We start from the raw sequence: 21,077 nt of genomic DNA, 5'->3' as shown, positions 1-21,077 counted from the left end.
GGCAGCCGCGCCGTCGGCAGACGGCGCGGTCTAACCATCAAAGAGGATTCGAGCCGTCCCCCTGCATCGCCTGCACTTTCATTCAAACCATGAGGATAGCGCTATGACGATCACGACGTGCCTTTCTTCCAATCGACTGTGGCCGATCCGCTCCGTGCTCGGCATCGCCACGGCCCTCGCCCTTGCCAGCACCGCCACGCCGGCGACGGCCGGGACCGAGACACCGTGGTTTCCCATGAAGGTCTACGACGCGTCATCCGGCACGCCGAAACCGGCGGACTACACGCCGCTGCCGAAGGCCGAGAAGCCCTACAGGCTGTGCGTGCTGTTTCCGCACATGAAGGATAGTTTCTGGGTCGCGGTCGCCTACGGCATCGTGAAACAGGCCGAAGCGATGAACGTCAACATGAACCTCTACGAGGCCGGCGGTTACGAAAATCTGCCCAAGCAGCTTTCGCAATTCGATGACTGCATGGCGAGCGGACCGGACGCGATCATCGTCGGCGCGATCTCCGGCGCGGGCCTCAGCAAGAAGTTCGAGGAGGCCAAGGCCAAGGGCGTGCCGGTGGTCGGCGTCACCAATCCGCTGCCGCCGAACGCACTGCCCGCGGCCAACTATGTCGATTTCGTCGCCATGGGCGAAGTCACCGGCGACGGCCTGCTGGCGCAGACCAAGCCCGGCGACAAGCTCAACATCGTAACATTCCCCGGTCCGGCCGGCTCGGGCTGGGCGGAATCGTTCAATGAAGGGTTCAAGAAGGCCATCGCCAAGAATTCGAATGCCAAGATTCTGGCCGAGAAGTTCGGCGACTCCGGTGTCGCGGTGCAACTCCAGCTGATCCAGGACGCATTGCAAGCCTATCCCGCCATGAACGTGATCTGGGGCACCGCCCCCACCGCCGAAGCTGCCATCGGCGCGGTTGCCGAGGCCGGCCGAAGCGACCTGAAGATCGTGTCGTCCTACGAAAACCAGGCCATGCTCGACGCGCTGAACCGCGGCGACATTCTCGCCTTCGCGACCCAATATCCCGTCGGCGAAGGCGCGATCGCGATCGACCAGGCGGTGCGTCTGATCGAGAAGAAGCCGGTCATGAGCCTGGTCCAGCCGGTGGCCACGGTGATCGACAAGACCACTGTGCCGAAATTGCAGATGGATCTCGTGCTGGCGCCCGCAAGCTGGACGCCGGTCTATTCGGTCAAGGCCAAGTAGGCATGGTCAAGCAGCCGGCCTGAACGGTCGAGGCGGGAGCGTGCTCCCGCCTGCTGGCTCGCGGCCAACGGAGAAGCGGATGAACGTCGAGATCGACCCGAGGCCGGCCGAACCCTTGCTTCAGTTGCGAGGGATATCGAAGCGATTCACCGGCGTCCGTGCGCTCGATCGCGTCGACCTCGATGTCCGTGCCGGCGAGCTTCACGTCCTGTTCGGCGAGAACGGCGCCGGCAAGTCGACCCTGATCAATGTCGTATCCGGCACGTTTCCCCCCGACGAAGGCACGTTCCGTTTCGGCGGCGAGGAAATCCGGCATCTGACGCCGCAGCGCGCGCGAGAGATCGGCATCAGTCCGGTGTTCCAGGAGTTCTCGCTGATCCCGAGCCTCACCGTGGAAGAGAACCTGTTCCTTGGCCGCGAAATCACGCGCGGCGTAATGTTGCGTGCGCGCGAGATGCGCAAACGCGCCAGGGCGCTTATCGACGAGCTCGGCTTCGATCTCAACCCCGCGCAACGGATCGACGATCTGTCCCGCGCGCATCAGCAGATGGCCGAAATCGCCAAGGCGCTGCTCGGCCGCGCGCGTCTCTTGATCCTCGATGAGCCGACCGCGTCGTTGACCGAACGCGAAACCGGGCGGCTGTTCGAGCTGATCGCGCGCCTGAAGAGCCAGAATGTCGGACTGATCTACGTCTCGCATCGCATGCGCGAAATCCGCGCCCTTGCCGACCGTGTGACCGTGCTGCGCGATGGCCGTCACATCCGGACTCTCGATGCCGCGAAGTCGACTGACGGCGAACTCGTGGAACTGATGACCGGCCGCACCATCGACCTGCTGTTTCCCACCATCGCCCATCAGCCGGACAAGGTGATGGTCGACGTCGAGAACCTGACGCTCGCCGACGGCAGCGTCCGGGAGGTCAATTTCCATGCCCGGGCCGGCGAGATCACCGGCATCGCGGGCCTCGTCGGCTGCGGCAAGTCGGAGCTGATCCGCGCCATCTACGGCATCGAGCGCGCGTCAGCGGGCGCGATCCGGATCGACGGCGCGCCTTACGAATCTCCAAGGCCAAGTCATAGCCTCAAGCGCGGCGTTGCCTACTTCCCCGCCAACCGGATCGCCGAGGGGCTCGCGCTGTCCCGTCCGATCCGCGAGAACGCATCGATGACCGGGCTCGACCTACCCGCCTTCGCCCGCTTCGGCGTCATACGGCAGGCCGCCGAACGCGTGACGATCGCGGGCATCATGACGCAGCTGCAGCTGAGGCCGCCGAACATCGAACGGAGCGCCGGCGCCCTGTCGGGCGGCAATCGTCAGAAGGTGATGCTGGGACGCGCGCTGACGCGCGAGCTGACCGTGTTCCTGTTCGACGAGCCGAGCGTCGGCATCGACGTCGGCGCCAAGCTCGAGGTCTACGAGTTCATGAAGCGTCTCGTCGAGGCTGGCGCCGCCGTGATCGTGGTGTCGTCCGAACTGCCCGAGGTGCTGGCGCTGTCGAACCGGCTCTACGTCATGCATCAGGGCCGCATCGCCGCCGAGCTGACGGGTGCCGCGAAGACCGAGCAGAATGTGCTTTCGAGCTTCTTCCGCGATCATCTCGCCGCGGAGGTCGCATGAACACGGCCCTGGCCGCCGCAGCGCCGAGGGGCTTGGTCAGCCTTCGATCGATCGCAGGCCGGATCGGGTTGCTGCCGGCCCTGCTTGTGCTGCTCGTGGCCGGCATGTCGTCGGTCGATGCACAGTTCTATGGCATCATCAACGTCCTCAACATCCTGCGCAACGCCTCGCTGCTGGCGATCGTCGCCTGCGGCCAGGCGCTGGTCATCATCGCGGGCGGCTTCGATCTTTCGGTTGGCGCAGTGGTCGCCCTGGCGAGCGTCGTCACCGCCAAGACCATGGCGGCCGCCGCGGCCGCATTTCCCGGCTCCAACGTCCTCATCATCGCAAGCGGGGTCGCGGCCGGGCTCGGTTGCGGCGTCGCGGTCGGGCTCGTCAACGGCTTCTGCGTGGCAAAGCTCAAGGTCTCCGGCTTCGTGGTGACGCTGGGCACGATGTCCGCCACCGCCGGCGTCGGCCTCATGATCACCAACGGCATCCCCGTTTACGGCATGCCGGAGGTATTCGTGAAAAGCTTCGGACGCGCCCAGGCATTCGGTCTGCCGACCGCCGCCCACGTCGCGCTGATCGTGATCCTGGTGATGGTGTTTGCACAGCGGCGCACGCTGTTCGGCCGCTACGTCTACGCGATCGGCGGCAATGTCGATGCCGCCGTGGTGTCGGGCGTGACGATCCAGCGCCATATCGTGGGCACTTACGTGGTCTCGAGCGTTCTTGCAGCATTGACCGGCATCCTGCTGACGGCACAGGTCGGCTCCGGTCAGGCAAGCTTTGGCGGCGACCGCATGATGCTGCAATCGATCGCCGCCGCCGTGATCGGCGGCGTCAGTCTGCGCGGTGGCGTCGGGCGCATCGAGATCGTCGCCATCAGCGCACTGTTCCTCACGATTCTGGGCAACGCGCTCAACCTCCTGCACGTCGACTCGCGGCTCCAGCCGGTCTTCCTCGGCGTGATCATGGTCGCAGCCGTGGCGCTCGACGAACTCAGCCGACGGAGCAAGCCGCGTGTCTGACCTCGAGTTGACCGTTGCCGCCAAGGACACCGACCGACCGAAGCTGACGCTCGGCCATAGGCTCTGGAGCGTGGTCCTGCCGGTTGCATTGGTGGTGCTGCTGCTCGGCTTCGCCGCGGTCGACCACGGGGTGCTGTCGCCGGCCAATCTGCTCAACATCGCACAGCAGACCAGCTATCTGGCGCTGTTCGCGATGGCGCAGACCGTAGTCATCCTGACGCGCGGCTTCGATCTTGCCCTTGGCCCGACGGTGTCGATGGTCAGCGTCGGCAGCGCGCTCGCGATGGCCGGCGCCACGGCGTCCGGCCACGGCGCGGGGGCTGTGCTGCTCGCCGGGCTCGGCGCCGGCTTCGCCCTCGGCATCACGTGCGGTCTCTTCAACGGCGTGGTCGTCGCACTGCTCGGGGTCAATCCATTTGTCGCGACGCTGGGCAGCTACAATATCGCGATCGGGATCGCGACCACGCTTTCAGCCGGGCGGCCGGTGCAAGGCGTGCCGGCACCGTTCTCGCAGATCTTCTACAGCGGCAGCATCTTCGGCGTGCCGGCGGCGATTGTGATCACCGTCGCGGTCGGCATCGCGCTTCATTTGCTGCTGGGCCGCACCGTGTTCGGCCGGTCGCTCTATCTGATCGGCACCAACCCGCGTGCCGCGGCGGTCGCCGGCATGCCGGTCAAGCGCATTTTGGTCGCGACCTATGTGCTGTGCTCGGGACTTGCCGCGCTCGGTGCGATCATGATGACGGCGCGAGCCGGATCGGGTGAGCCGAACCTCGGCGGCGCGCTCTCGCTGCAGGCGATCGCCGGTGCCGTGGTCGGCGGAACCAGCCTAGCGGGCGGCCGCGGCGGTGTCGGCACCGCCGTGCTCGGCGCCCTGTTCATCACCATTCTCTCCAACGGCATGAACCTCACCCGGATCGACGGATACGTCCAGATGGTCGTGCTCGGCGCGATCGTCATCATAGGCGTGCTGCTGGATCGCCTGCGGCAGGAGCGGCGGCAATGATGTCAGGCTCTCCCATCGAGAACATCCCGGTCTCGTCGCGCGATGCGCCGGCATCGATCTATCTCGCGCCATCGCTCGCCACCGCACTCGGTGCGCTGAGCGAATACGGTGCCGCTGGCGCTCCCTTGGCCGGCGGCACATGGATCATGCGATCGCCGATCCGGCACGAGCCGCTCAGGACCCATTATGTCGCCATCGGAAGGATCGGCGAGCTGACCGCGGTTCGGATCGGCAGCGATGCCATCGAGATCGGCGCGGCGGTCACGCACGCGGCGCTTGCGACGGCCTTGGCCGACCTTCCGGAATTTGCCGGCCTCGCAGCAGCCGCCGGAGGCTCCGCCAACCCCGCGATCCGCGCAATGGCGACGATCGGCGGCAATCTCGCGACGTCGGAATTTTCCGCGGCGGATTGCGTGCCGGCGCTGCTTTGTCTCGATGCCGATGTCGAGATCTCCGACCGCGACGGTCGCGAGCGCATCGGCCTGGTGGATTTCCTCGCGGTCCGATCAACGCTCGCGCCCGGCCGCCTGGTGACACGGATCATCGTGACGCGGGCGGCTCGCAAGACGGCCCATGCCCGCCTGCCGCTGCGTCGAGCCGGCGACTATCCAGTCGCCATCGTCAGTCTTTCGGTCAGCGTCGATGCGGCGAACCGCGTCCAGGCGGCGCGGATCGCGGTCGGATCGGTCGAACCGAGCGCGCGCCGCTGGCCTCGCCTTGAAGCGGCGCTGATCGGACATCCACTCGACGCCGCAGCAGCGGCGCGTCGTGCGGCCGAACTGACCGACGAGTTCGTCGGCCGCGACAGCGTCGATGCGCCGGCCTGGTATCGCGTCAGCGTGCTGCCCGGCCTCGTCCGCCGCGCCGCGATCGCTGCACTTGGCTCATGAACGCGCGGAGATGACATGGGACTCAGCCTGACCGTCAACGGCGATCGCCTATCCTGCGCGGCCGATCCTGCCACCCCGCTGGTCGATATCCTGCGCGAAGAGATGCATCTGACCGGCGCAAAGCCTGTCTGCCGCGAGGGCTTTTGTGGCGCCTGCATGGTGCTGATCGACGGCGAGCCCACGCCTTCGTGCCTGCTGCCTGCTGCGCTGGCCGATGGCCGCGAGATCCGCACCGTCGAAGGCCTTGCACCTCTGGGAATGCTGAACCGCATTCAGGCCGCGCTCGAGGCCAGCGATGCCGTCCAGTGCGGCATGTGCTTTCCCGGCATGGTGGTGAGCTTGACGCATTTGCTGACGACCCGGCCGGATGCCACCCGTGACGACATCCTGATGGCGCTGACCGGAAATATCTGCCGCTGCACGGGCTATGAACGCATCGTCGAGGCGACACTGCTCGCCTTGGCCACGGCATGATCGGGGGCGCAAGGATGTCAGACGTTTCCGCGACGATGGATCTGCGCCGGCGTGACGCCGCCGACAAGCTGCGTGGCCGCACCCGCTACACCATCGACCGGTACCTGCCGGGCATGCTGCATGCTGCGGTGCTGCGCGCCGGCGTGCCGGCGGGGCGGATCATTCGTCTCGATACGTCCAGAGCGGCCCGCATGCCGGGCGTGCGTGCGATCGTGACGGCGGCCGATGCGCCCGGCATGATCGGGATCGGCATCGCCGATCACCCGCTGTTTGCCCGCGACGTCATCCGCTACGACGGCGAGCCGCTCGCCGCGGTCGCAGCCGCCACATTGGCGCAGGCGCAGGCCGCACTCGCGGCGATCGAGGTGGAGATCGAGCCATTCCCCGCAGTCTTGACTATGGCGGATGCGCTGGCATCGGGCGCGCCACTGGTTCATCCGGACTGGCGCAGCTATGAGGTCTTGCTCGAAGGCAGCGCGCGCGGCGGCAACGTCGCCTGGGAGGCGACCGTCGTTCGCGGCGACGTCGATGCCGCCTTTGCCCGGCCCGACGTCGAGATCGTCGAAAGCTGCTTTCGCGTCGGCCGACAGAACCACGTAGCCTTCGAGCCGCGCGCAGTCGTCGCGAGCTACGAGGATGGGCGCTTCCACATCGAGACGTCAACGCAGGTTCCCTGGAGCGTCCGCAATGCGACCGCGCGCCTGCTGGGCGTACCGGCATCACAAGTCCGCGTCACGGTGCCGCCGGTCGGCGGCGGCTTCGGTCTCAAGTTCGATCTGGCCGTTGAGCCTTTCGCCGCCCTGCTCGCCCGCGCCAGCGGCCAGCCGGTGCGCCTCGTCAATTCGCGCGAGGAGGAGATGCTGACCTGCCTGTTCCGCGAGAACGCCGATATCCGCATCCGCTCGGCGGTGACGCGCGCGGGCGATATCGTGGGGCGCGAGGCCGTCGTCCTGATGGACTGCGGCGCCTATGGCGGCGAACAGATCTTCCTGACCACCATGACCGCGCACACGCTCGGCGGAAACTACAGGCTTGGAAGCGTACGCATGGTGTCGCGTGCGGTCTATACCAACACGGCGCCGAACGGCGCGTTCCGCTGCTGCAACGGGGTCTACAACACCTTTGCGCTGGAGCGCCACACCGACGAGATCGCGGCAAGGATCGGAATGGATCCGCTCGCCTTCCGCCGCCGCAACGTGCTCGGCGACAAGGATCTCGGCGCCACCGGCCAGGCGTTCGAAGGCGACGTGCTCGGCCCGATGCTCGAGCGGATGGATACGCTGCGCGATGCGGCAGCGCCGCCGCCGGCGCGCACCGACGGCCGGCTCCATGGACGCGCGACCACCGTCGGCACCTGGTTTGTCTTCGTCGGACCATCGGCGGCGACGGTGAACATGAATGCCGACGGCACGGCGACGCTGGTCACGTCCGGTGTGGAGATCGGATCCGGCTCGATGATGCAGAGCCTGCCGCAGATCGTGGCCAGCACGCTCGGCATTGCGCCCGAGCATGTGATCGTCCGCGCCGCTGATACCGATGCAGCCGGTTATGACGTCGGCGTCGGCGGCGGCCGCACCACCGTTTCGCTCGGCGCGGCCAGCCTGTCGGCAGCGCAGGAGGTACGCACGAAACTCTTGAAGGTCGCCTGCGAGATGATCGAGGCTGCGCCCGATGATCTCGTCATGCGCGACGGCCGAATCGAGATCGCCGGCGCGCCGGGCTCCGGCCGTACGGTCGCGGAGGTCGCGACCCGTGCCCAGGCGCTGGCTGGCCCGGTGTCCGGCACCGGCGCGTTCACCGGCGCCGGCGTACCGGCGATGCCGGGCTGCGTCGCCGGACATTTCATCGACGCGATCGACATCCCCGTCTTCGCGGTCCACGACTGCGAGGTCGCCGTCGATCCGGAAACCGGACATGTCGAGGTGCTCAGCTATCGCGTGGTGCAGGACGTCGGCCGCGCGCTGAACCCGCGCGCCATCCATGGCCAGATCCAGGGCGGTGTCGTGCAGGGGCTGGGTTACGCGTTGCACGAGGAAGTCACGATCGGCAGCAACGGCCGTGTCTGCCAGAGCGGTTTCGAGACCTACCGCGTGCCGCTGGCGCTCGATGTCGTGCCGGTGGAGATCAGCCTTTACGAGGGTGCGCCGTCAATCGGACCGCTCGGCACCAAGGGTGCCGGCGAGGTGCCGATCCTGAATGTCGGAGCGGCCGTCGCATGCGCGGTTGCAAACGCCACAGGCAAGCGCATCCAAGAACTTCCATTGACCCCGCCACGCGTGCTCGAACTTCTGCTCGATCGCAAGCAGGATCTGACCTTTCCCCACATTGCCGACGCGTGGGCCGACAATCTGACGCGTTCGCATCAGACCGCTCCCAAGACATAGCAACAAGCCGGCGGACGGTGTCGCTAGACCCAGCCGCCGTCGACGATATGGCTCTGGTTGGTGCAGGCCCCGCTGTCGTCGGCGGCGAAAAACAGGACGACACGGGCGATGTCGTCAGGCACGAGCTTGCGCTTCAGGCATTGCCGCTGCATCAGCTCGGCCACGCCTTCGGGCGTCAGCCACAGATCCTGCTGCCGCCGGGTCATGATCCATCCAGGCAGGATAGAGTTGACCCGCACGTTGTGCGGCCCGAGATCGCGGGCCAGCGCGCGGGTGAGGCCCTGAACCGCTGATTTGGCAGTGGTGTAGCAAGGCATGTTGCCCTGACCGATCACCCAGCTCACCGAGCCGATGTTGACGATCGAACCGCCCCCTGCCTGTTTCATGTCGGGTGCGACCGCCTGCGCGCTGAAGAACTGGTGCTTCAGGTTGACGGCGATCCGCTCGTCCCAGAATTCCGGCGTCACGTCCTCGATCGCGTGACGGTCGTCGCGCGCAGCATTGTTGACCAGGATGGTAATCGGCCCGAGCGCCTCGCGGATGCCGGCAACCGCGCGTCGCAGCGCGGCGATGTCACGCAGATCGGCGTGCTCGAAGTGCACGCGGGCATGCGCTCCCAAATCGGACAGCAGCTGCTCCGAGGACGTCACATCGATATCGATGAATCCGACCCGCGCGCCCTGGCTGATGAACTGGCGGACGATGGCCTCGCCGATGCCGGAACCGCCACCGGTTACCAGGACGGTCCGGTCCTTGAGGCTTGGATAGATGGCACCCTGCATTGGCATTCTCTCGCTTTGGCGCCTGAAGCGCGTCGGTTGCGTTGCTGCGGCTCAAGGCAAGAGCCACGGCTCCCGAGGTTCACTCGGTCGTCTCCATGTGGTTTCGGTCCACGACCCGCAGCGTCCGCCGCACCATGCCGTCGACAATCGTCGCCGACTCGCTTGGACGCACATGGATGGCGGTGGACTTGAGCAGCCACGGCAACACCGCCTGCTCGAGCCGCTCCTCATAGGCACTGCGCATCATGTCAAACGCCTCCAGGCCGGGACCTGCAAGGATCACATGGTGCGGGCGCAACACCGAGATCGTCGTGGCCACCGCCTCAGCAAGCGCGTAGCCAGCCTGCCGGAATAGCTGTTCGAGACGGGGATCGCCGGCGCGTGCCCGCGCGCGCAACAGAGCCATCTGCGCCTCGGACGGTTGCTGCGACACCGCCGGCGGCAGATCGAGAAAGGTGCGGGCGTCGCGGTAGAGCGCATAGTCGGCGAGATGGGCCTCGATGCAGCCGCGCTGACCGCAGCGGCATTGCGGACCGTTCGGCGTCAACTTGACGTGGCCGATCTCGCTGCCCGCGCCGGCACCCCAGCGCGCTTCACCATCGACGACGATGCCCATGCCAATGCCGTGACCGACCATGAGCGTGGCCGTGAGGCCCTGCGCCAGCGCCGGCTCGGCCGCCACGAGGGCCAGCGCCACCGCGACCGCGTCGTTCGCCATCACGACTTCGACGCCGAATGCCTCGCGGACCGGGGTCGCCAGATCGACGTCGGTGATCGACAGCGCCGGGCTCCACAGATGCCGGCCGGCGTCGGCATCGACGATGCCCTGCAGCGCAATCCCGATTCCCAACAGCCGATGCCGCGGCGTGGCCGTCTCATCGAGCATGGCCTCGATCTGCGCGATCACGAGATCGCACAACGCGCCTGCATCGAGCCCACGCGTCGTGAGCTCGAGCCGCGATTGCGCCAGGGCAGCGCCGCTGAAGTCGGCGATCAAGGTCTCGATCAGGTTCATGCGGAGCGAGATGGCAATGATGCGGCCAAACTCGGGGTTCAGGGTCAGCAGGACCGCCGGCCGGCCGCGGCGGCGGCCGCTCAGCCCATCCGCATCCTCGTCGTCGGCATCGTCCGGCAACGACGTCGCGGCATCCGTCTCGGCTTCGCACAGCAGGTCTTCCGCCATCAGCTTCGACGTGATGGCCGAAATGGCCGGGAAGCTCAGCCCGGTGCTGCGGGCAAGTTCGACGCGCGGCAATGGCCCCTGACGCCGCAAGACTTCGACGAGACGGCCGCGGTTCGATCCGCGGGCCAGACTTGAAGCACGTCTCAGCGGTTCGGACTGCTCATTCATGCCGGCTTTTTTAATTCGCTTTATGAAATTATTCAACGGATACAACTCAGATGTTGGCCAAAAAGCGTCGATAGCGGCGGAAATACATCACCTTCTCACTATTATTGCGTGAAGTCCTAGACATGAACATCCTTGACTGGACATTTTGTCGCGCTAATTTATTAGTTACGTGAATAAAATAAGGCGTGAAAAGCGCCGGGCGTGAAATCCCCTCACCGGGGGTGTCGACAGGGAGGTGCATATGAATGACTCAATGAAAAGATTGATCGTGCCGCTGTTGGCGGGCGCAGCTTCGCTCGCGATGGTAACGGGGATAGCACAGGCGCAGCAGAAAAAGACCATCGCGCTGGTGACCAATGTTGCCGCCGACTTCTGGACCATCGCGGGCCGCGGGCTTGAGAAGGCGCAGAAAGAGCACCCGGAATACAATATCGAGTTGATCGTCACCAACGAAGGCACCGCGGCCGGCCAGCGGCGCGAGTTGGACGACCTCTTGGTGCGCGGCGTCGCCGGCATCTCGATCTCGGTCGACGATGCGCCGCATGCAACCGAAGAGCTCAACAAGGTCGCGGCCAAGACCGTGCTGATCACGACGGACAGCGACGCGCCGCAGAGCAACCGTCTCGCTTACATCGGCACCGATAACGTCGCAGCCGGGCGACAGGCCGGCGAGGAGATCAAGAAGGCGCTGCCGAACGGCGGCAAGATCGCGCTGTTCGTCGGAACGATGGATGCCGACAACGCCCGCGAGCGCGTACAGGGCATCAAGGAATCGATCGCCGGCACCAAGATCGAGCTGGTCGACGTGTTCACCGACCAGGTGGACTTCGCCAAGGCCAAGGCGAACATGGAGAACGTGCTCGTCAAATATCCCGACATCGCGCTGCTCTCCGGCCTATGGAGCTACGAGACCCCGCTGATCTATGATGCGGTGAAGGCCGCGGGCAAGGCCGGCAAGGTGAAGATCGTCGGCTTCGACGAGGACCAGCGGACGCTCCGGGGCATTTCCGACGGCACGATCGAATCCACGGTCGTGCAGCAGCCCTACGAGTTCGGCTATCTCTCCGCCACCAACATCGTCAAGACGCTGAACGGCGACAAATCCTGGATTCCGAAGGACAGCAAGCTGATCGTGCCGACCAAGGTGATCAGCAAGACCAACGTCGCGGAGTTCGCCGGGCAATTGAAGGAACTGCTGAAAAAGTAACTTCAGTCGGCTTCACCGCCCGGCCGCCACAGGCCGCCGGGCGGGCTGCAGGAGGACATGTCGAATGGCGGAAACGCTGCTCGAACTCAGCGGAATCAGCAAGACCTATCCCGGAGTCCGGGCGCTCGACGACGTCAATTTGCGCGTCTGCCGCGGCGAGGTGCTGGGCCTGATCGGCGAGAACGGCGCCGGCAAATCGACGCTGATGCGCGTGCTGGCCGGCGTGATCGCGCCGAGCGCGGGCGTGATCCGCATCGGCGGCAACGAGCACGCTCGGATGACGGTGAACGAGGCGACCCTCGCCGGCATCGCCTTTGTGCACCAGGAGCTGAACCTGTTCGAGAATCTCGACGTCGCGGCCAATGTCTTCATCGGGCGCGAGAAGCTCGCCGGCGGCCCGCTGAAGCTGGTCGACAATGCTGAGATGCGCGCCCGCGTGAAGCCGCTGCTGGAACGGCTGGGTGCCGATTTCACGCCGAACACGCTGGTCGACAATTTGTCGATCGCCGAGCGCCAGATGGTTGAGATCGCCAAGGCGCTCTCGATCGATGCCCGCGTGATCATCATGGACGAGCCGACCTCCAGCCTGACGATTTCGGAGACGGAACGGCTGCTCGAGGTGATTGCCGACCTGAAGGCGCACGGGATCTCGGTGATCTACATCACTCACCGGCTCGGCGAGATCATGAGCTGCGCCGATCGCGTCGTGGTGCTGCGCGACGGGCGCACCGTGGGCGAGCTGTCGCGCAGCGAGCTGAGCCATGCGGCAATGATCCGCCTGATGATCGGCCGCGACCTGAAGGCGCTGTACACGCCGCCGGCGCACACGCCGCAGCCGGGCGGCTGCGATATCGCCGGCGTTGTGACGACGGCCTTTCCCGACCGGCAGATCGACCTTTCCGTGCGGCGCGGCGAGATCCTCGGCCTCGCCGGGCTCGTCGGCGCGGGCCGCACCTCGCTTGCCCGCGCGGTGTTCGGCGTCGACCCGCTGCTGGGTGGCGAGATCAGGATCGACAACACGCCGGTCGGCGTCGCCTCGCCGCGCGATGCGATCAGGCAAGGGATTTACCTCGTACCGGAGGATCGCAAGAAATCCGGACTGGTGCTGGAGCTGCCGATCCGGGAGAACGTGACGCTCGCGAGCCTGCTGGATCATGCGCGGATGTGGCTGGTCAACGGCGGATCCGAGCGCAAGATCGCGAAGGAACAAGCGAGGCGCCTGTCGATCAAGGCGCCCAGCATCGACATCGAAACCGTGACGCTCTCCGGCGGCAACCAGCAGAAGGTGGTGCTCGGCAAGTGGCTCTCCATGCAGCCGCGCGTGATGTTCTTCGACGAGCCGACCCGCGGCATCGACGTCGGCGCCAAGAGCGAGATCTACGCCCTGATGCGCAGCCTCGCCGACCAGGGCGTCGCCATCGTGATGATCTCCTCCGACATGGAAGAGGTCATCGGCGTCTCCGACCGGGTTGCGGTGATGCATGAAGGCATCGTCAGCGGCGTGCTCGAGCGCGACCAGTTCAGCGAATACAACGTATTGAGGCTGGCGGTCGGCCAGGCGCTCGAAACCCTGGAGACCGCTGCGCCATGATGAAGAAGGAACTCGGCCTGTTCTTGCTGCTGGCGGTGATCTCCGCCATCACCGGCGCGATCAATCCGGCCTTCCTGTCGTTCGTGAACCTGCTGAACATGGCCAATTTGATCGGCCTGTTCGGTGTGTTCGCGCTGGGCGAAGGATTGGTCATCATCACCGGAGGCATCGATCTTTCGCTCGGCTCGATGTTCGCGCTGCTTGGCGTCGTCTTCATCGATCTTCTGACGACATATCAGGTGCCTTGGCCCTTCGCACTGATGCTGGTCCTGATGGGCGGGCTGGCGCTGGGCGGCATCCAGGGTTTCCTGATCACCCGGCTGAAGATGCAGCCCTTCATCGTGACGCTGTGCGGGCTGCTGATCTATCGCGGCGCCGCGCGCTATTACACCAGCGATTCGACGCGCGGCTTCGGCTATGGTGACGAGGCCAGCACGCTGGGCAACATCGCCTCCGGCAATATCGCGGGCATTCCGAACACCTTCATCTTCCTGATCATCCTGGCGCTGGTCCTCGGCGTGCTGCTGCATCGTTCGGTCTACGGACGCTGGCTTTATGCCGTGGGCAAGAACGAGGAGGCGGCGCGCTACTCCGGCATCAGGACGAACCTCGTGATTGCGACCGCCTATGTCATCAGCGGCGGCCTCGCCGGCGTTTCGACCGTGATGTTCGTCTTCTACACCAACTCGGTCTCTCCGAGTTCCTTCGGCAACTTCTACGAACTCTATGCGATTGCGGCGGCCGTCCTCGGCGGCTGCAGCCTGCGCGGCGGCGAAGGCTCGATTCTCGGCATCGTGCTGGGCACGGCGCTGCTGCAGGTGCTGCAAAACCTCGTGAACATCCTCGGCATTCCGAACTCCCTGAACTTCGCGGTGATGGGAACCGTGATCCTGATCGGCGTGCTGGCGGATCAGCAATTGCAGGCGCGTCGGCGACGCAAGGCGGCGCTCGCCGGCCTCGCTCGCACGGCACCGCGATCAAAGGAAACCACAATCCTGCAAAACGCATCTCCGCGCGGCGCCGCAGCGTTGCCGACGAGCGCGGGCGATCAGGCTTAACTCGATGACGAAGAACCAGGATCGGGAATATGACCGCGGCGACTTGGGTAGAGAGACAAGGGAAGAGTTCGATGCGCAAGACTGATCAAGCATCCGACGCTCGCGTCCATGTCGGCGCTGTGGGCCGAGCCCGGCCGCGGGCAGACCTCACCACTGTCCTGAATGGCTTTGGTGCGCGTGGATTTTCAATCTCAAGTTGACGTGTCGCTACACTGACGGGCGCGCGTTCCAGGCTGAAGGGCTTTGGGCCGGAACGCGACACAAGAATGGACAAAGCCGGGGACGCTGGGAGTGCAGAAAATGTCACTTTGGTCTGTAAACACCGCGCGTGCATGCGGCGTGGGGATCGCTCTGTTATCGTTGTTCGACGGCGGCGCGCATGCAGCCGATCTCTTAACGAAGGCTCCGCCTGTGCCTTACACGGAGACCGATGATTTCTGGACACGACCGTATCTGTTCGGTGATCTCGGCAGGACGCAGTTGAAGGAGCGGGGTATCTCGCTGGCCCTGACGCTCGGCGACGAAGCCGTCGGCAATTTGTCGGGCGGCAACAGGAACACTGCGACCCAGGCCGGGCAGCTGTTCTTTCAGGCCAAGTTCGACATGGCGAAGCTTGCCGGCATCCAGGGCGGTACTGTCGGCCTCACGCTGGTCGACCGCTTCGGCCGCAACCTGAATGACGAGGCAGGCATTCCGGCGCTGCAGCTGACCAACGAAGTATTCGGCCGCGGCAGCATTCTTCGCCTCACCGAACTCTACTATTCGCAGAAGCTGTTCGATGACCGCCTTGAACTCAAGGGCGGCCGTCTGCCGGTCGGCTCCGACTTCTTCTTCGGCCTGTGCGAGTTCATCAACCTGACCTTCTGCGGCGGTCAGCCCGGCAATATCCAGGGCGGCTACATCTACAACTGGCCGGTGAGCCAATGGGCCGGTGTCGCACATTACAACTTCGCCAAGGAATGGCAGCTTTCGGTCGGCGTCTACGACGCCAACCCGAACTATCTGACGACGTCGGACTCCGCGACCTACTTCCTGCCGGGCGTTCCCGGCTCGAGCCGGGCCTCCGGCGTGCTGGTGCCGGTCGAGGTGGTCTGGGCGCCGAGCGGTCCGCTGAACGGGACCTGGCGCTTCGGCGGCTGGTATGACAGCGCGTCGACGATCGACGGTGGCCTCCCCGGTATCATCGCGATCGCGCCCGGCATCGGCGGCGTCTCGGACCAGAATCTGGGCGATCAACGCGGCCGCTATGGCATCTATGAATCGATCCTGCAGCGGCTGACCGTTGAAGGTGCAAAGGCACAGGGTTGGTACATGTTCCTCAATACGACCGTCGCCGATCACCGGACGTCGTATCAGGATTACCAGGTCGCCCTGGGCTTCAGGCACACCGGAACGTTCTCGTGGCGCCCCGAAGACGAAGTCGGTTTCGCGGTGGGCACGACCCACGTGAATTCGGCTGCGCTCACCCTGAATGCGGGCGGAAACGAAGTTCCGATCGAAGCCTGGTACGGGTGGCAGGCAACTGGCTGGATGAACCTCAAGTTCGACGCCCAGTACGTGATCAATCCCGGCGGGCGCGGCTACAATGCCGCCGGCATCAAGACCGAGAATGCCTGGGTTCTTGGTCTGCGCACGCTGGTGCACTTCTGATCGGGAGGGGTTGCCAGCATGTCTGAGCGAAACCAGCCATGGTAACCCCTCACGACGCCGGGCTCGCGGTCCTTGAGTTGAAGGGCATCGGCAAGGAGTTCGGCGCCATTCGCGCGTTGCATGGCGTCGACCTGCGCGTTTCTCCCGGCGAGGTGGTCGGCCTGATGGGAGACAACGGCGCCGGCAAGTCGACGCTGGTCAAGATCATCGCCGGCAACTTCCCGCCAAGCCACGGCGAGATCCGCTTTGATGGCAAGCCGGTTCATTTCGCCCGGCCGATCGATGCCCGCGCGATCGGTATAGAAGTGGTCTATCAGGACCTCGCGCTCGCCGACAATCTCACGGCGGCGGCCAATGTCTTCCTCGGCCGTGAGCTCAAGCGCAAGCTTGGTCCGTTCGCGTTGCTCGACCACAAGGCGATGGCAGCCCGCGCGCTGGAGCTGTTCGGCGAACTGCGCTCGGAGACCCGGCCGCACGATCTCGTCAGGCAGATGTCGGGCGGTCAGCGCCAGGCGGTCGCGATCGCACGGACGCGGCTGTCCAATGCCAAGCTCGTGATGATGGACGAGCCGACGGCCGCGATCTCGGTCCGGCAGGTCGAGCAGGTGCTGGGCCTGATCCATCGCCTGAAGGAACAGGGCGTCGCGGTGATGCTGATCTCGCACCGCATGCCCGACGTGTTCGCGGTCTGCGACCGCGTCGTCGTCATGCGCCGCGGCGAGAAGCGCGCCGACAAGGCGATCGGCGATACCAGCCCCGAGGAAGTCACCTCCCTCATCACGGGAGCGAAGGAGGCTGCGTGATGGCCACGCCCCTGGACTCTCCCATCACCTTCACCAATGTCGGCAAGGCCAAATGGTGGCAGAGCGGCTTCTTTGCCTCGCAGACCGGCTACGTCCTGCTCGCGCTGGTCGCGCTGTTCGTGGTGATGAACTTCGCCAGCCCCTATTTCCTCACCGAGGGCAACATACAGAATGTGGCGAAGAACTTTTCCTTCATCGCCATCGCCACGCTCGGCGTGACCTTCGTCATCATCACGGGCGGCATCGACCTCTCGGTCGGCTCGGTGATGTGCTTCTCCGCGATGAGCACCTCGATGGTCATGACTCACATCTCGACACCGGGCATGCCCGGCGCAGACTGGTTCGTGCATCTGGCCGGCGACGGCAAGACCGTGATCGCCAATCTGCCCGGATTGATCCTGCTGGTCTCGATCCTGGCAGGACTCGGCGTCGCGCTGATCGTCGGCCTCGTCAATGGCTTCTGCATCGCGGTGCTCGGGCTATCGCCTTTCGTCACCACGCTCGGCATGCTCTCGATCGTGCGCGGCCTCGGCTACGTCGTCTCCAACGGCCGCGGCAGCTTTCCCAGCGGCCCCGAAGCGAGCTATTTCTACACGCTGACGTCGGGCGTCGTATTCGGCATGCCCGCGCCGTTCATCTACCTCGTCGTTCTCGCGGTCGCGATGGCGGTCGTGCTGCACCACACGAGTTTCGGCCGCCACGTCTTTGCCATCGGCGGCAACGAGAAGGCGGCGGCGCTGACCGGCATTTCGGTCGTGCGGGTGAAGATCGAGATCTACGTGATCTGCGCGCTGGCGGCGGGTCTGCAAGGCATCATCATCTGCGGCTGGCTGGGATCGGCGCCGGCAAACATGGCGACGTCCTACGAGCTCAACGTCATTGCGGCCGCCGTGATCGGCGGTGCCAATCTCGCCGGCGGCGCCGGCGGTCCGCTCGGAGCCATCGTCGGCTGCGTGCTGCTCGAGGTGATCCGCAACGGCCTCGTGCTCGCGCAGGTCAACTCCTACTGGCAGCAGACATTGGTGGGCGTGATCATCATCGCAGCGGTGCTGGTCGATCGCCTCCGCTCGCGCATGGCCTGAAGAGTTCGTCCCCGGGGGATCACCCATGTCCGCCTATCCGCCTCCGGGAGCCACTGATTTCAAGGAATAGGCACAAAAATAATGTGGAGGGAAGCAATGAGGAAGACACTTCTTGCCGCCGCGGTCCTCGTCATGATGGCGACGCCCGGCTTTGCCCAGAGCTACAAGTTCGTGATCGTGCCCAAGGCGATGAACAATCCGTTCTTCGATTTCGCGCGCGACGGTTGCCAGAAGCGCGCCAACATCGAATGCATCTACAAGGGTCCTGTCGAGCACGAGCCGGCGACGCAAGCGCAGATCATCCAGGATTTCATCACCCAGAAGGTGGACGGCCTCGCCATCTCGGTCGCCGACGTTGCCGCGATGACCAAGTCGATCGAGGCGGCGACGGCGGCCGGCATCGCCGTCATCACGTTCGACTCCGATGCGCCGGGTTCGAAGCGGATTGCCTATATCGGCACCGACAACAAGGAGTTCGGCGTCGCGCTCGGCAAGCAGTTGCTGACGCTCCGGCCCAATGGCGGCAAATACGCGATGATCTCCGGCGGACCGGGAGCGGCCAACCTCGCCGAACGCGTCGATGGCGTCCGCGAAGCGCTCAAGGGCTCGAAGTGGACCGAAGTCGCGGGATCGCCGACCTTCTGCAACGACGACCCTGCGCTGGGCGTTCAGCAGATGACCGATCTGCGCACCGCAACTCCCGACCTTGCTGCGATCATCCCGGTCGGCGGCTGGCCGATGTTCGCGCCGGAAGGCTTCAAGGCATTCGCCAGCAAGAGCAAGAAGGAGATCGACGCAGGCAAGTTCACGCTCGTCGTGGCCGACACCCTCAGGATGCAGCTTGAGCTTCTGAACGAGGGTTATGCCAATGGACTGATCGGCCAGCGCCCGTTCGAGATGGGCGAGAAAGCGATGGATACGCTGCTTGCCATCAAGAAGGGCCAGAAGGTGCCGGAGATCATCCACACCGGTCTCGACATCGTGACCAAGGACAACGTTGCGGCGATGCTGAAGTAGCAGCCCGGAGGCCGCGTCGCCTATTCGTTGAAAACCGCGGCTCGGCGCACAAGATCGGTGCCCTTGGTAACGGGGGAAGGCTACCGCGCCTTTCCCCACACCGACCAAGCCTACGATATCTGCTGGCGCACGTTCTCGAGCGTTGAGCGCGACGCCTTCCGACCTACAGCAACCGGATAGATGAACTACAAAGCGCAGAACCCGCAGAAGGGATTTCTCCGGCGATCGCTTTTTTCAAAATAGCGGCGGCTTGCGTAGAAGATTCTTTCATCTAGCATTGATGCAGGCATTTCATTTGAACGAAAGTTCTGCATATGACCGACATCCAAACGCTTTCGGCGGCCACGCCTCGCCGCCTCGATGCGATCGATCGCAAGATCTTGCGGGTTCTCCAGGAAGACGCATCGCTATCGGTCGCCGAGATCGGCGAGCGCGTTGGACTTTCCTCGACCCCTTGCTGGAAGCGCGTGCAGCGTCTGGAGAACGAGGGGGTCATCACCGGCAAGGTCGCCCTCGTCGACCAGAACAAGATCGGTCTGGGTCTGTCGGTCTTCGTGTCCGTCGAGAGCGACGACCACTCCGACACGTGGCTGAGGAGATTTGCGTCGGTCGTCAGCGCGATGCCCGAGGTGATCGAGTTCTACCGCATGGCCGGCGACATCGACTATGTCCTGCGTGTGGTCGTCGCTGATATGCAGAGCTATGATCTGTTCTACAAGAGGCTGATCGGCGCGATTGCGCTGAAGAATGTGACCTCACGCTTCGCAATGGAGAAGATCAAGTCGGTGACCGCCCTGCCCGTCCCGGCACTTGCACCAGCGTAGCCAAGCGTGGCGCACGATTGACGATCAGATCGGCGCACTTCGCGCGATAAGAGAGTTCGGGCCACGCGAGCGCAACTCTCGCCAGGCCGCGCCTCGCTTGCCTCGTCGGGCCAATCGATGCATCGTCATCATCCGGCTCGTCAAAGGGACTATCGATGCGCTTGCTCCTGTGGGCTCTCCTGCTGCTGCTTCCCGTGCAGGTTTCCGCCGCGCCGCTTTGGCAAACCCTTCCGCCGACGCCGCCCGCTGTCTCCGGTGAACGCAGCGGCCATGCCAAGGTCAATGGCATCAGCCTGTACTACGCAACCATCGGCCACGGACCGCCGGTCGTCCTGCTCCATGGCGGGCTTTCCAATTCGGACTACTGGGGTCATCAGGTCAAGGCGCTCGCCCGCCGGCACATGGTGATCGTCGTGGACAGCCGTGGCCACGGCCGCAGCACACGTGACGACCGCCCCTATGGATACGACCTGATGGCCGATGACGTCGTCGCGCTTCTCGATGCGTTGCATATCGCCAAGGCCGACGTCGTCGGCTGGAGCGACGGTGCCATTCTCGGGCTCGATATCGCACTCCGTCATTCAGACCGTGTCGGAAAGGTCTTCGCGTTCGCTGCCAACACGGTCACGTCGGGTGTCCAGGAGGGCGTGGAGAGAGCCCCTGTGTTCGCGCGCTTCATCGAGCGAGCCCGCGGCGAGTACGCCAAATTGTCCGCCACACCGAAGGATTACGACGCCTTCGTCACGCAGATCACCAAGATGTGGGAGACCGAACCGAACTGGACTGATGATCAGCTACGTTCGATCAAGGCGACGGTCCTGGTGGTGGATGGCGATCATGATGAAGCGATCAAGCGCGCTCACACCGAATATATCGCCGCCACCATCCCGAACGCCGGGCTGCTGATCCTGCCCAACGTCAGTCATTTCGCCTTCCTGCAGGATCCCGCATTGTTCAATGCGGCCCTTCTGCATTTCATCGATGGCAACTGACAGACCGACCGTCGGGGGCACAAAATCGCCAGAAATGGTGGACGAGCGCACCAATTCGCAGCCTTGGTAGCGGGAGAGCGCTACCGCCTTTCCCCACACTCGGCGGATCTACGGTATCAGCTTCA

The 21,077-nt window shown here is 64.8% G+C and carries 18 protein-coding genes; 16 read left to right on the top strand and 2 right to left on the bottom strand.

What is annotated here, in order from left to right; translation table 11 throughout:
* The first annotated feature begins 103 nt into the window (after window positions 1–103).
* The 7 genes from torT to ACVIGA_RS30200 all read left to right on the top strand — a co-directional run bounded on the left by torT (window position 104) and on the right by ACVIGA_RS30200 (window position 8,595).
* Entirely contained in the window at window positions 104–1,210 is a 1,107-nt protein-coding gene (torT, locus tag ACVIGA_RS30230; protein WP_456668866.1) for a TMAO reductase system periplasmic protein TorT, read from the top strand.
* 79 nt (window positions 1,211–1,289) lie between these two features.
* On the top strand, window positions 1,290–2,828 hold the full coding sequence (locus ACVIGA_RS30225; RefSeq protein ID WP_456668865.1) for a sugar ABC transporter ATP-binding protein: 1,539 nt from the start codon (window positions 1,290–1,292) through the stop codon (window positions 2,826–2,828).
* Window positions 2,825–3,841, top strand: a complete 1,017-nt coding sequence (locus tag ACVIGA_RS30220; RefSeq protein ID WP_456668864.1) for an ABC transporter permease — start codon at window positions 2,825–2,827, stop codon at window positions 3,839–3,841. The genes ACVIGA_RS30225 and ACVIGA_RS30220 overlap by 4 nt, the downstream gene beginning before the upstream one ends.
* On the top strand, window positions 3,834–4,847 hold the full coding sequence (locus ACVIGA_RS30215; RefSeq protein ID WP_456668863.1) for an ABC transporter permease: 1,014 nt from the start codon (window positions 3,834–3,836) through the stop codon (window positions 4,845–4,847). Before ACVIGA_RS30220 ends, ACVIGA_RS30215 begins: the two co-directional genes overlap by 8 nt.
* Complete coding sequence (locus tag ACVIGA_RS30210) at window positions 4,844–5,737, top strand: FAD binding domain-containing protein (protein ID WP_456668862.1); 894 nt, start codon at window positions 4,844–4,846, stop codon at window positions 5,735–5,737. The genes ACVIGA_RS30215 and ACVIGA_RS30210 overlap by 4 nt, the downstream gene beginning before the upstream one ends.
* 15 nt (window positions 5,738–5,752) lie before the next feature.
* Window positions 5,753–6,211: a (2Fe-2S)-binding protein gene (locus ACVIGA_RS30205; RefSeq protein WP_456668861.1), complete on the top strand. Its 459-nt coding sequence runs from the start codon at window positions 5,753–5,755 to the stop codon at window positions 6,209–6,211.
* A gap of 14 nt (window positions 6,212–6,225) precedes the next feature.
* A complete protein-coding gene (locus ACVIGA_RS30200; protein ID WP_456668860.1) occupies window positions 6,226–8,595 on the top strand; it encodes a xanthine dehydrogenase family protein molybdopterin-binding subunit in 2,370 nt (789 codons plus the stop codon).
* Between the two features lie 23 nt (window positions 8,596–8,618).
* Here the strand turns inward: ACVIGA_RS30200 and ACVIGA_RS30195 are convergent, their stop codons facing one another.
* Window positions 8,619–9,377, bottom strand: a complete 759-nt coding sequence (locus ACVIGA_RS30195; protein ID WP_092124364.1) for an SDR family NAD(P)-dependent oxidoreductase — start codon at window positions 9,375–9,377, stop codon at window positions 8,619–8,621.
* 79 nt (window positions 9,378–9,456) lie between these two features.
* Window positions 9,457–10,728, bottom strand: a complete 1,272-nt coding sequence (locus ACVIGA_RS30190) for an ROK family protein (RefSeq protein ID WP_223969638.1) — start codon at window positions 10,726–10,728, stop codon at window positions 9,457–9,459.
* Window positions 10,729–10,969: 241 nt separating this feature from the next.
* Between ACVIGA_RS30190 and ACVIGA_RS30185 the strand changes: the two genes are divergently transcribed.
* The 9 genes from ACVIGA_RS30185 to ACVIGA_RS30145 all read left to right on the top strand — a co-directional run bounded on the left by ACVIGA_RS30185 (window position 10,970) and on the right by ACVIGA_RS30145 (window position 20,952).
* Window positions 10,970–11,935 carry a sugar-binding protein gene (locus ACVIGA_RS30185; RefSeq protein WP_456668859.1) on the top strand — a complete coding sequence of 322 codons (966 nt, stop codon included), beginning with the start codon at window positions 10,970–10,972 and terminating at the stop codon, window positions 11,933–11,935.
* Window positions 11,936–11,999: 64 nt separating this feature from the next.
* A complete protein-coding gene (locus ACVIGA_RS30180) occupies window positions 12,000–13,526 on the top strand; it encodes a sugar ABC transporter ATP-binding protein (RefSeq protein WP_456668858.1) in 1,527 nt (508 codons plus the stop codon).
* Complete coding sequence (locus tag ACVIGA_RS30175; RefSeq protein ID WP_456668857.1) at window positions 13,523–14,584, top strand: ABC transporter permease; 1,062 nt, start codon at window positions 13,523–13,525, stop codon at window positions 14,582–14,584. The genes ACVIGA_RS30180 and ACVIGA_RS30175 overlap by 4 nt, the downstream gene beginning before the upstream one ends.
* A gap of 300 nt (window positions 14,585–14,884) precedes the next feature.
* Complete coding sequence (locus ACVIGA_RS30170; protein ID WP_456668856.1) at window positions 14,885–16,234, top strand: carbohydrate porin; 1,350 nt, start codon at window positions 14,885–14,887, stop codon at window positions 16,232–16,234.
* 38 nt (window positions 16,235–16,272) lie between these two features.
* On the top strand, window positions 16,273–17,037 hold the full coding sequence (locus tag ACVIGA_RS30165; protein ID WP_456668855.1) for an ATP-binding cassette domain-containing protein: 765 nt from the start codon (window positions 16,273–16,275) through the stop codon (window positions 17,035–17,037).
* Window positions 17,037–18,119 carry an ABC transporter permease gene (locus ACVIGA_RS30160; RefSeq protein ID WP_456668854.1) on the top strand — a complete coding sequence of 361 codons (1,083 nt, stop codon included), beginning with the start codon at window positions 17,037–17,039 and terminating at the stop codon, window positions 18,117–18,119. The genes ACVIGA_RS30165 and ACVIGA_RS30160 overlap by 1 nt, the downstream gene beginning before the upstream one ends.
* Before the next feature lie 96 nt (window positions 18,120–18,215).
* On the top strand, window positions 18,216–19,136 hold the full coding sequence (locus tag ACVIGA_RS30155) for a sugar-binding protein (protein WP_456668853.1): 921 nt from the start codon (window positions 18,216–18,218) through the stop codon (window positions 19,134–19,136).
* Window positions 19,137–19,450: 314 nt separating this feature from the next.
* Window positions 19,451–19,960, top strand: coding sequence for an Lrp/AsnC family transcriptional regulator (locus ACVIGA_RS30150; RefSeq protein ID WP_456668852.1), 510 nt, complete (start codon window positions 19,451–19,453; stop codon window positions 19,958–19,960).
* Between the two features lie 155 nt (window positions 19,961–20,115).
* Complete coding sequence (locus tag ACVIGA_RS30145) at window positions 20,116–20,952, top strand: alpha/beta fold hydrolase (RefSeq protein ID WP_456668851.1); 837 nt, start codon at window positions 20,116–20,118, stop codon at window positions 20,950–20,952.
* Window positions 20,953–21,077 lie beyond the last annotated feature (125 nt).

The organism is Bradyrhizobium sp. USDA 3240 (assembly GCF_054063295.1).
Note: the sequence above shows the minus strand (reverse complement) of the source record. Positions and strands in the feature narration are given on the sequence as shown.

Coding starts and splice junctions, on each gene's coding strand:
- torT (WP_456668866.1), top strand. CDS start 104: ATGACGATCACGACGTGCCTTTCTTCCAATCGACTGTGGCCGATCCGC.
- ACVIGA_RS30225 (WP_456668865.1), top strand. CDS start 1,290: ATGAACGTCGAGATCGACCCGAGGCCGGCCGAACCCTTGCTTCAGTTG.
- ACVIGA_RS30220 (WP_456668864.1), top strand. CDS start 2,825: ATGAACACGGCCCTGGCCGCCGCAGCGCCGAGGGGCTTGGTCAGCCTT.
- ACVIGA_RS30210 (WP_456668862.1), top strand. CDS start 4,844: ATGATGTCAGGCTCTCCCATCGAGAACATCCCGGTCTCGTCGCGCGAT.
- ACVIGA_RS30205 (WP_456668861.1), top strand. CDS start 5,753: ATGGGACTCAGCCTGACCGTCAACGGCGATCGCCTATCCTGCGCGGCC.
- ACVIGA_RS30200 (WP_456668860.1), top strand. CDS start 6,226: ATGTCAGACGTTTCCGCGACGATGGATCTGCGCCGGCGTGACGCCGCC.
- ACVIGA_RS30195 (WP_092124364.1), bottom strand. CDS start 9,377: ATGCAGGGTGCCATCTATCCAAGCCTCAAGGACCGGACCGTCCTGGTA.
- ACVIGA_RS30190 (WP_223969638.1), bottom strand. CDS start 10,728: ATGAATGAGCAGTCCGAACCGCTGAGACGTGCTTCAAGTCTGGCCCGC.
- ACVIGA_RS30185 (WP_456668859.1), top strand. CDS start 10,970: ATGAATGACTCAATGAAAAGATTGATCGTGCCGCTGTTGGCGGGCGCA.
- ACVIGA_RS30180 (WP_456668858.1), top strand. CDS start 12,000: ATGGCGGAAACGCTGCTCGAACTCAGCGGAATCAGCAAGACCTATCCC.
- ACVIGA_RS30175 (WP_456668857.1), top strand. CDS start 13,523: ATGATGAAGAAGGAACTCGGCCTGTTCTTGCTGCTGGCGGTGATCTCC.
- ACVIGA_RS30170 (WP_456668856.1), top strand. CDS start 14,885: ATGTCACTTTGGTCTGTAAACACCGCGCGTGCATGCGGCGTGGGGATC.
- ACVIGA_RS30165 (WP_456668855.1), top strand. CDS start 16,273: ATGGTAACCCCTCACGACGCCGGGCTCGCGGTCCTTGAGTTGAAGGGC.
- ACVIGA_RS30160 (WP_456668854.1), top strand. CDS start 17,037: ATGGCCACGCCCCTGGACTCTCCCATCACCTTCACCAATGTCGGCAAG.
- ACVIGA_RS30155 (WP_456668853.1), top strand. CDS start 18,216: ATGAGGAAGACACTTCTTGCCGCCGCGGTCCTCGTCATGATGGCGACG.
- ACVIGA_RS30150 (WP_456668852.1), top strand. CDS start 19,451: ATGACCGACATCCAAACGCTTTCGGCGGCCACGCCTCGCCGCCTCGAT.
- ACVIGA_RS30145 (WP_456668851.1), top strand. CDS start 20,116: ATGCGCTTGCTCCTGTGGGCTCTCCTGCTGCTGCTTCCCGTGCAGGTT.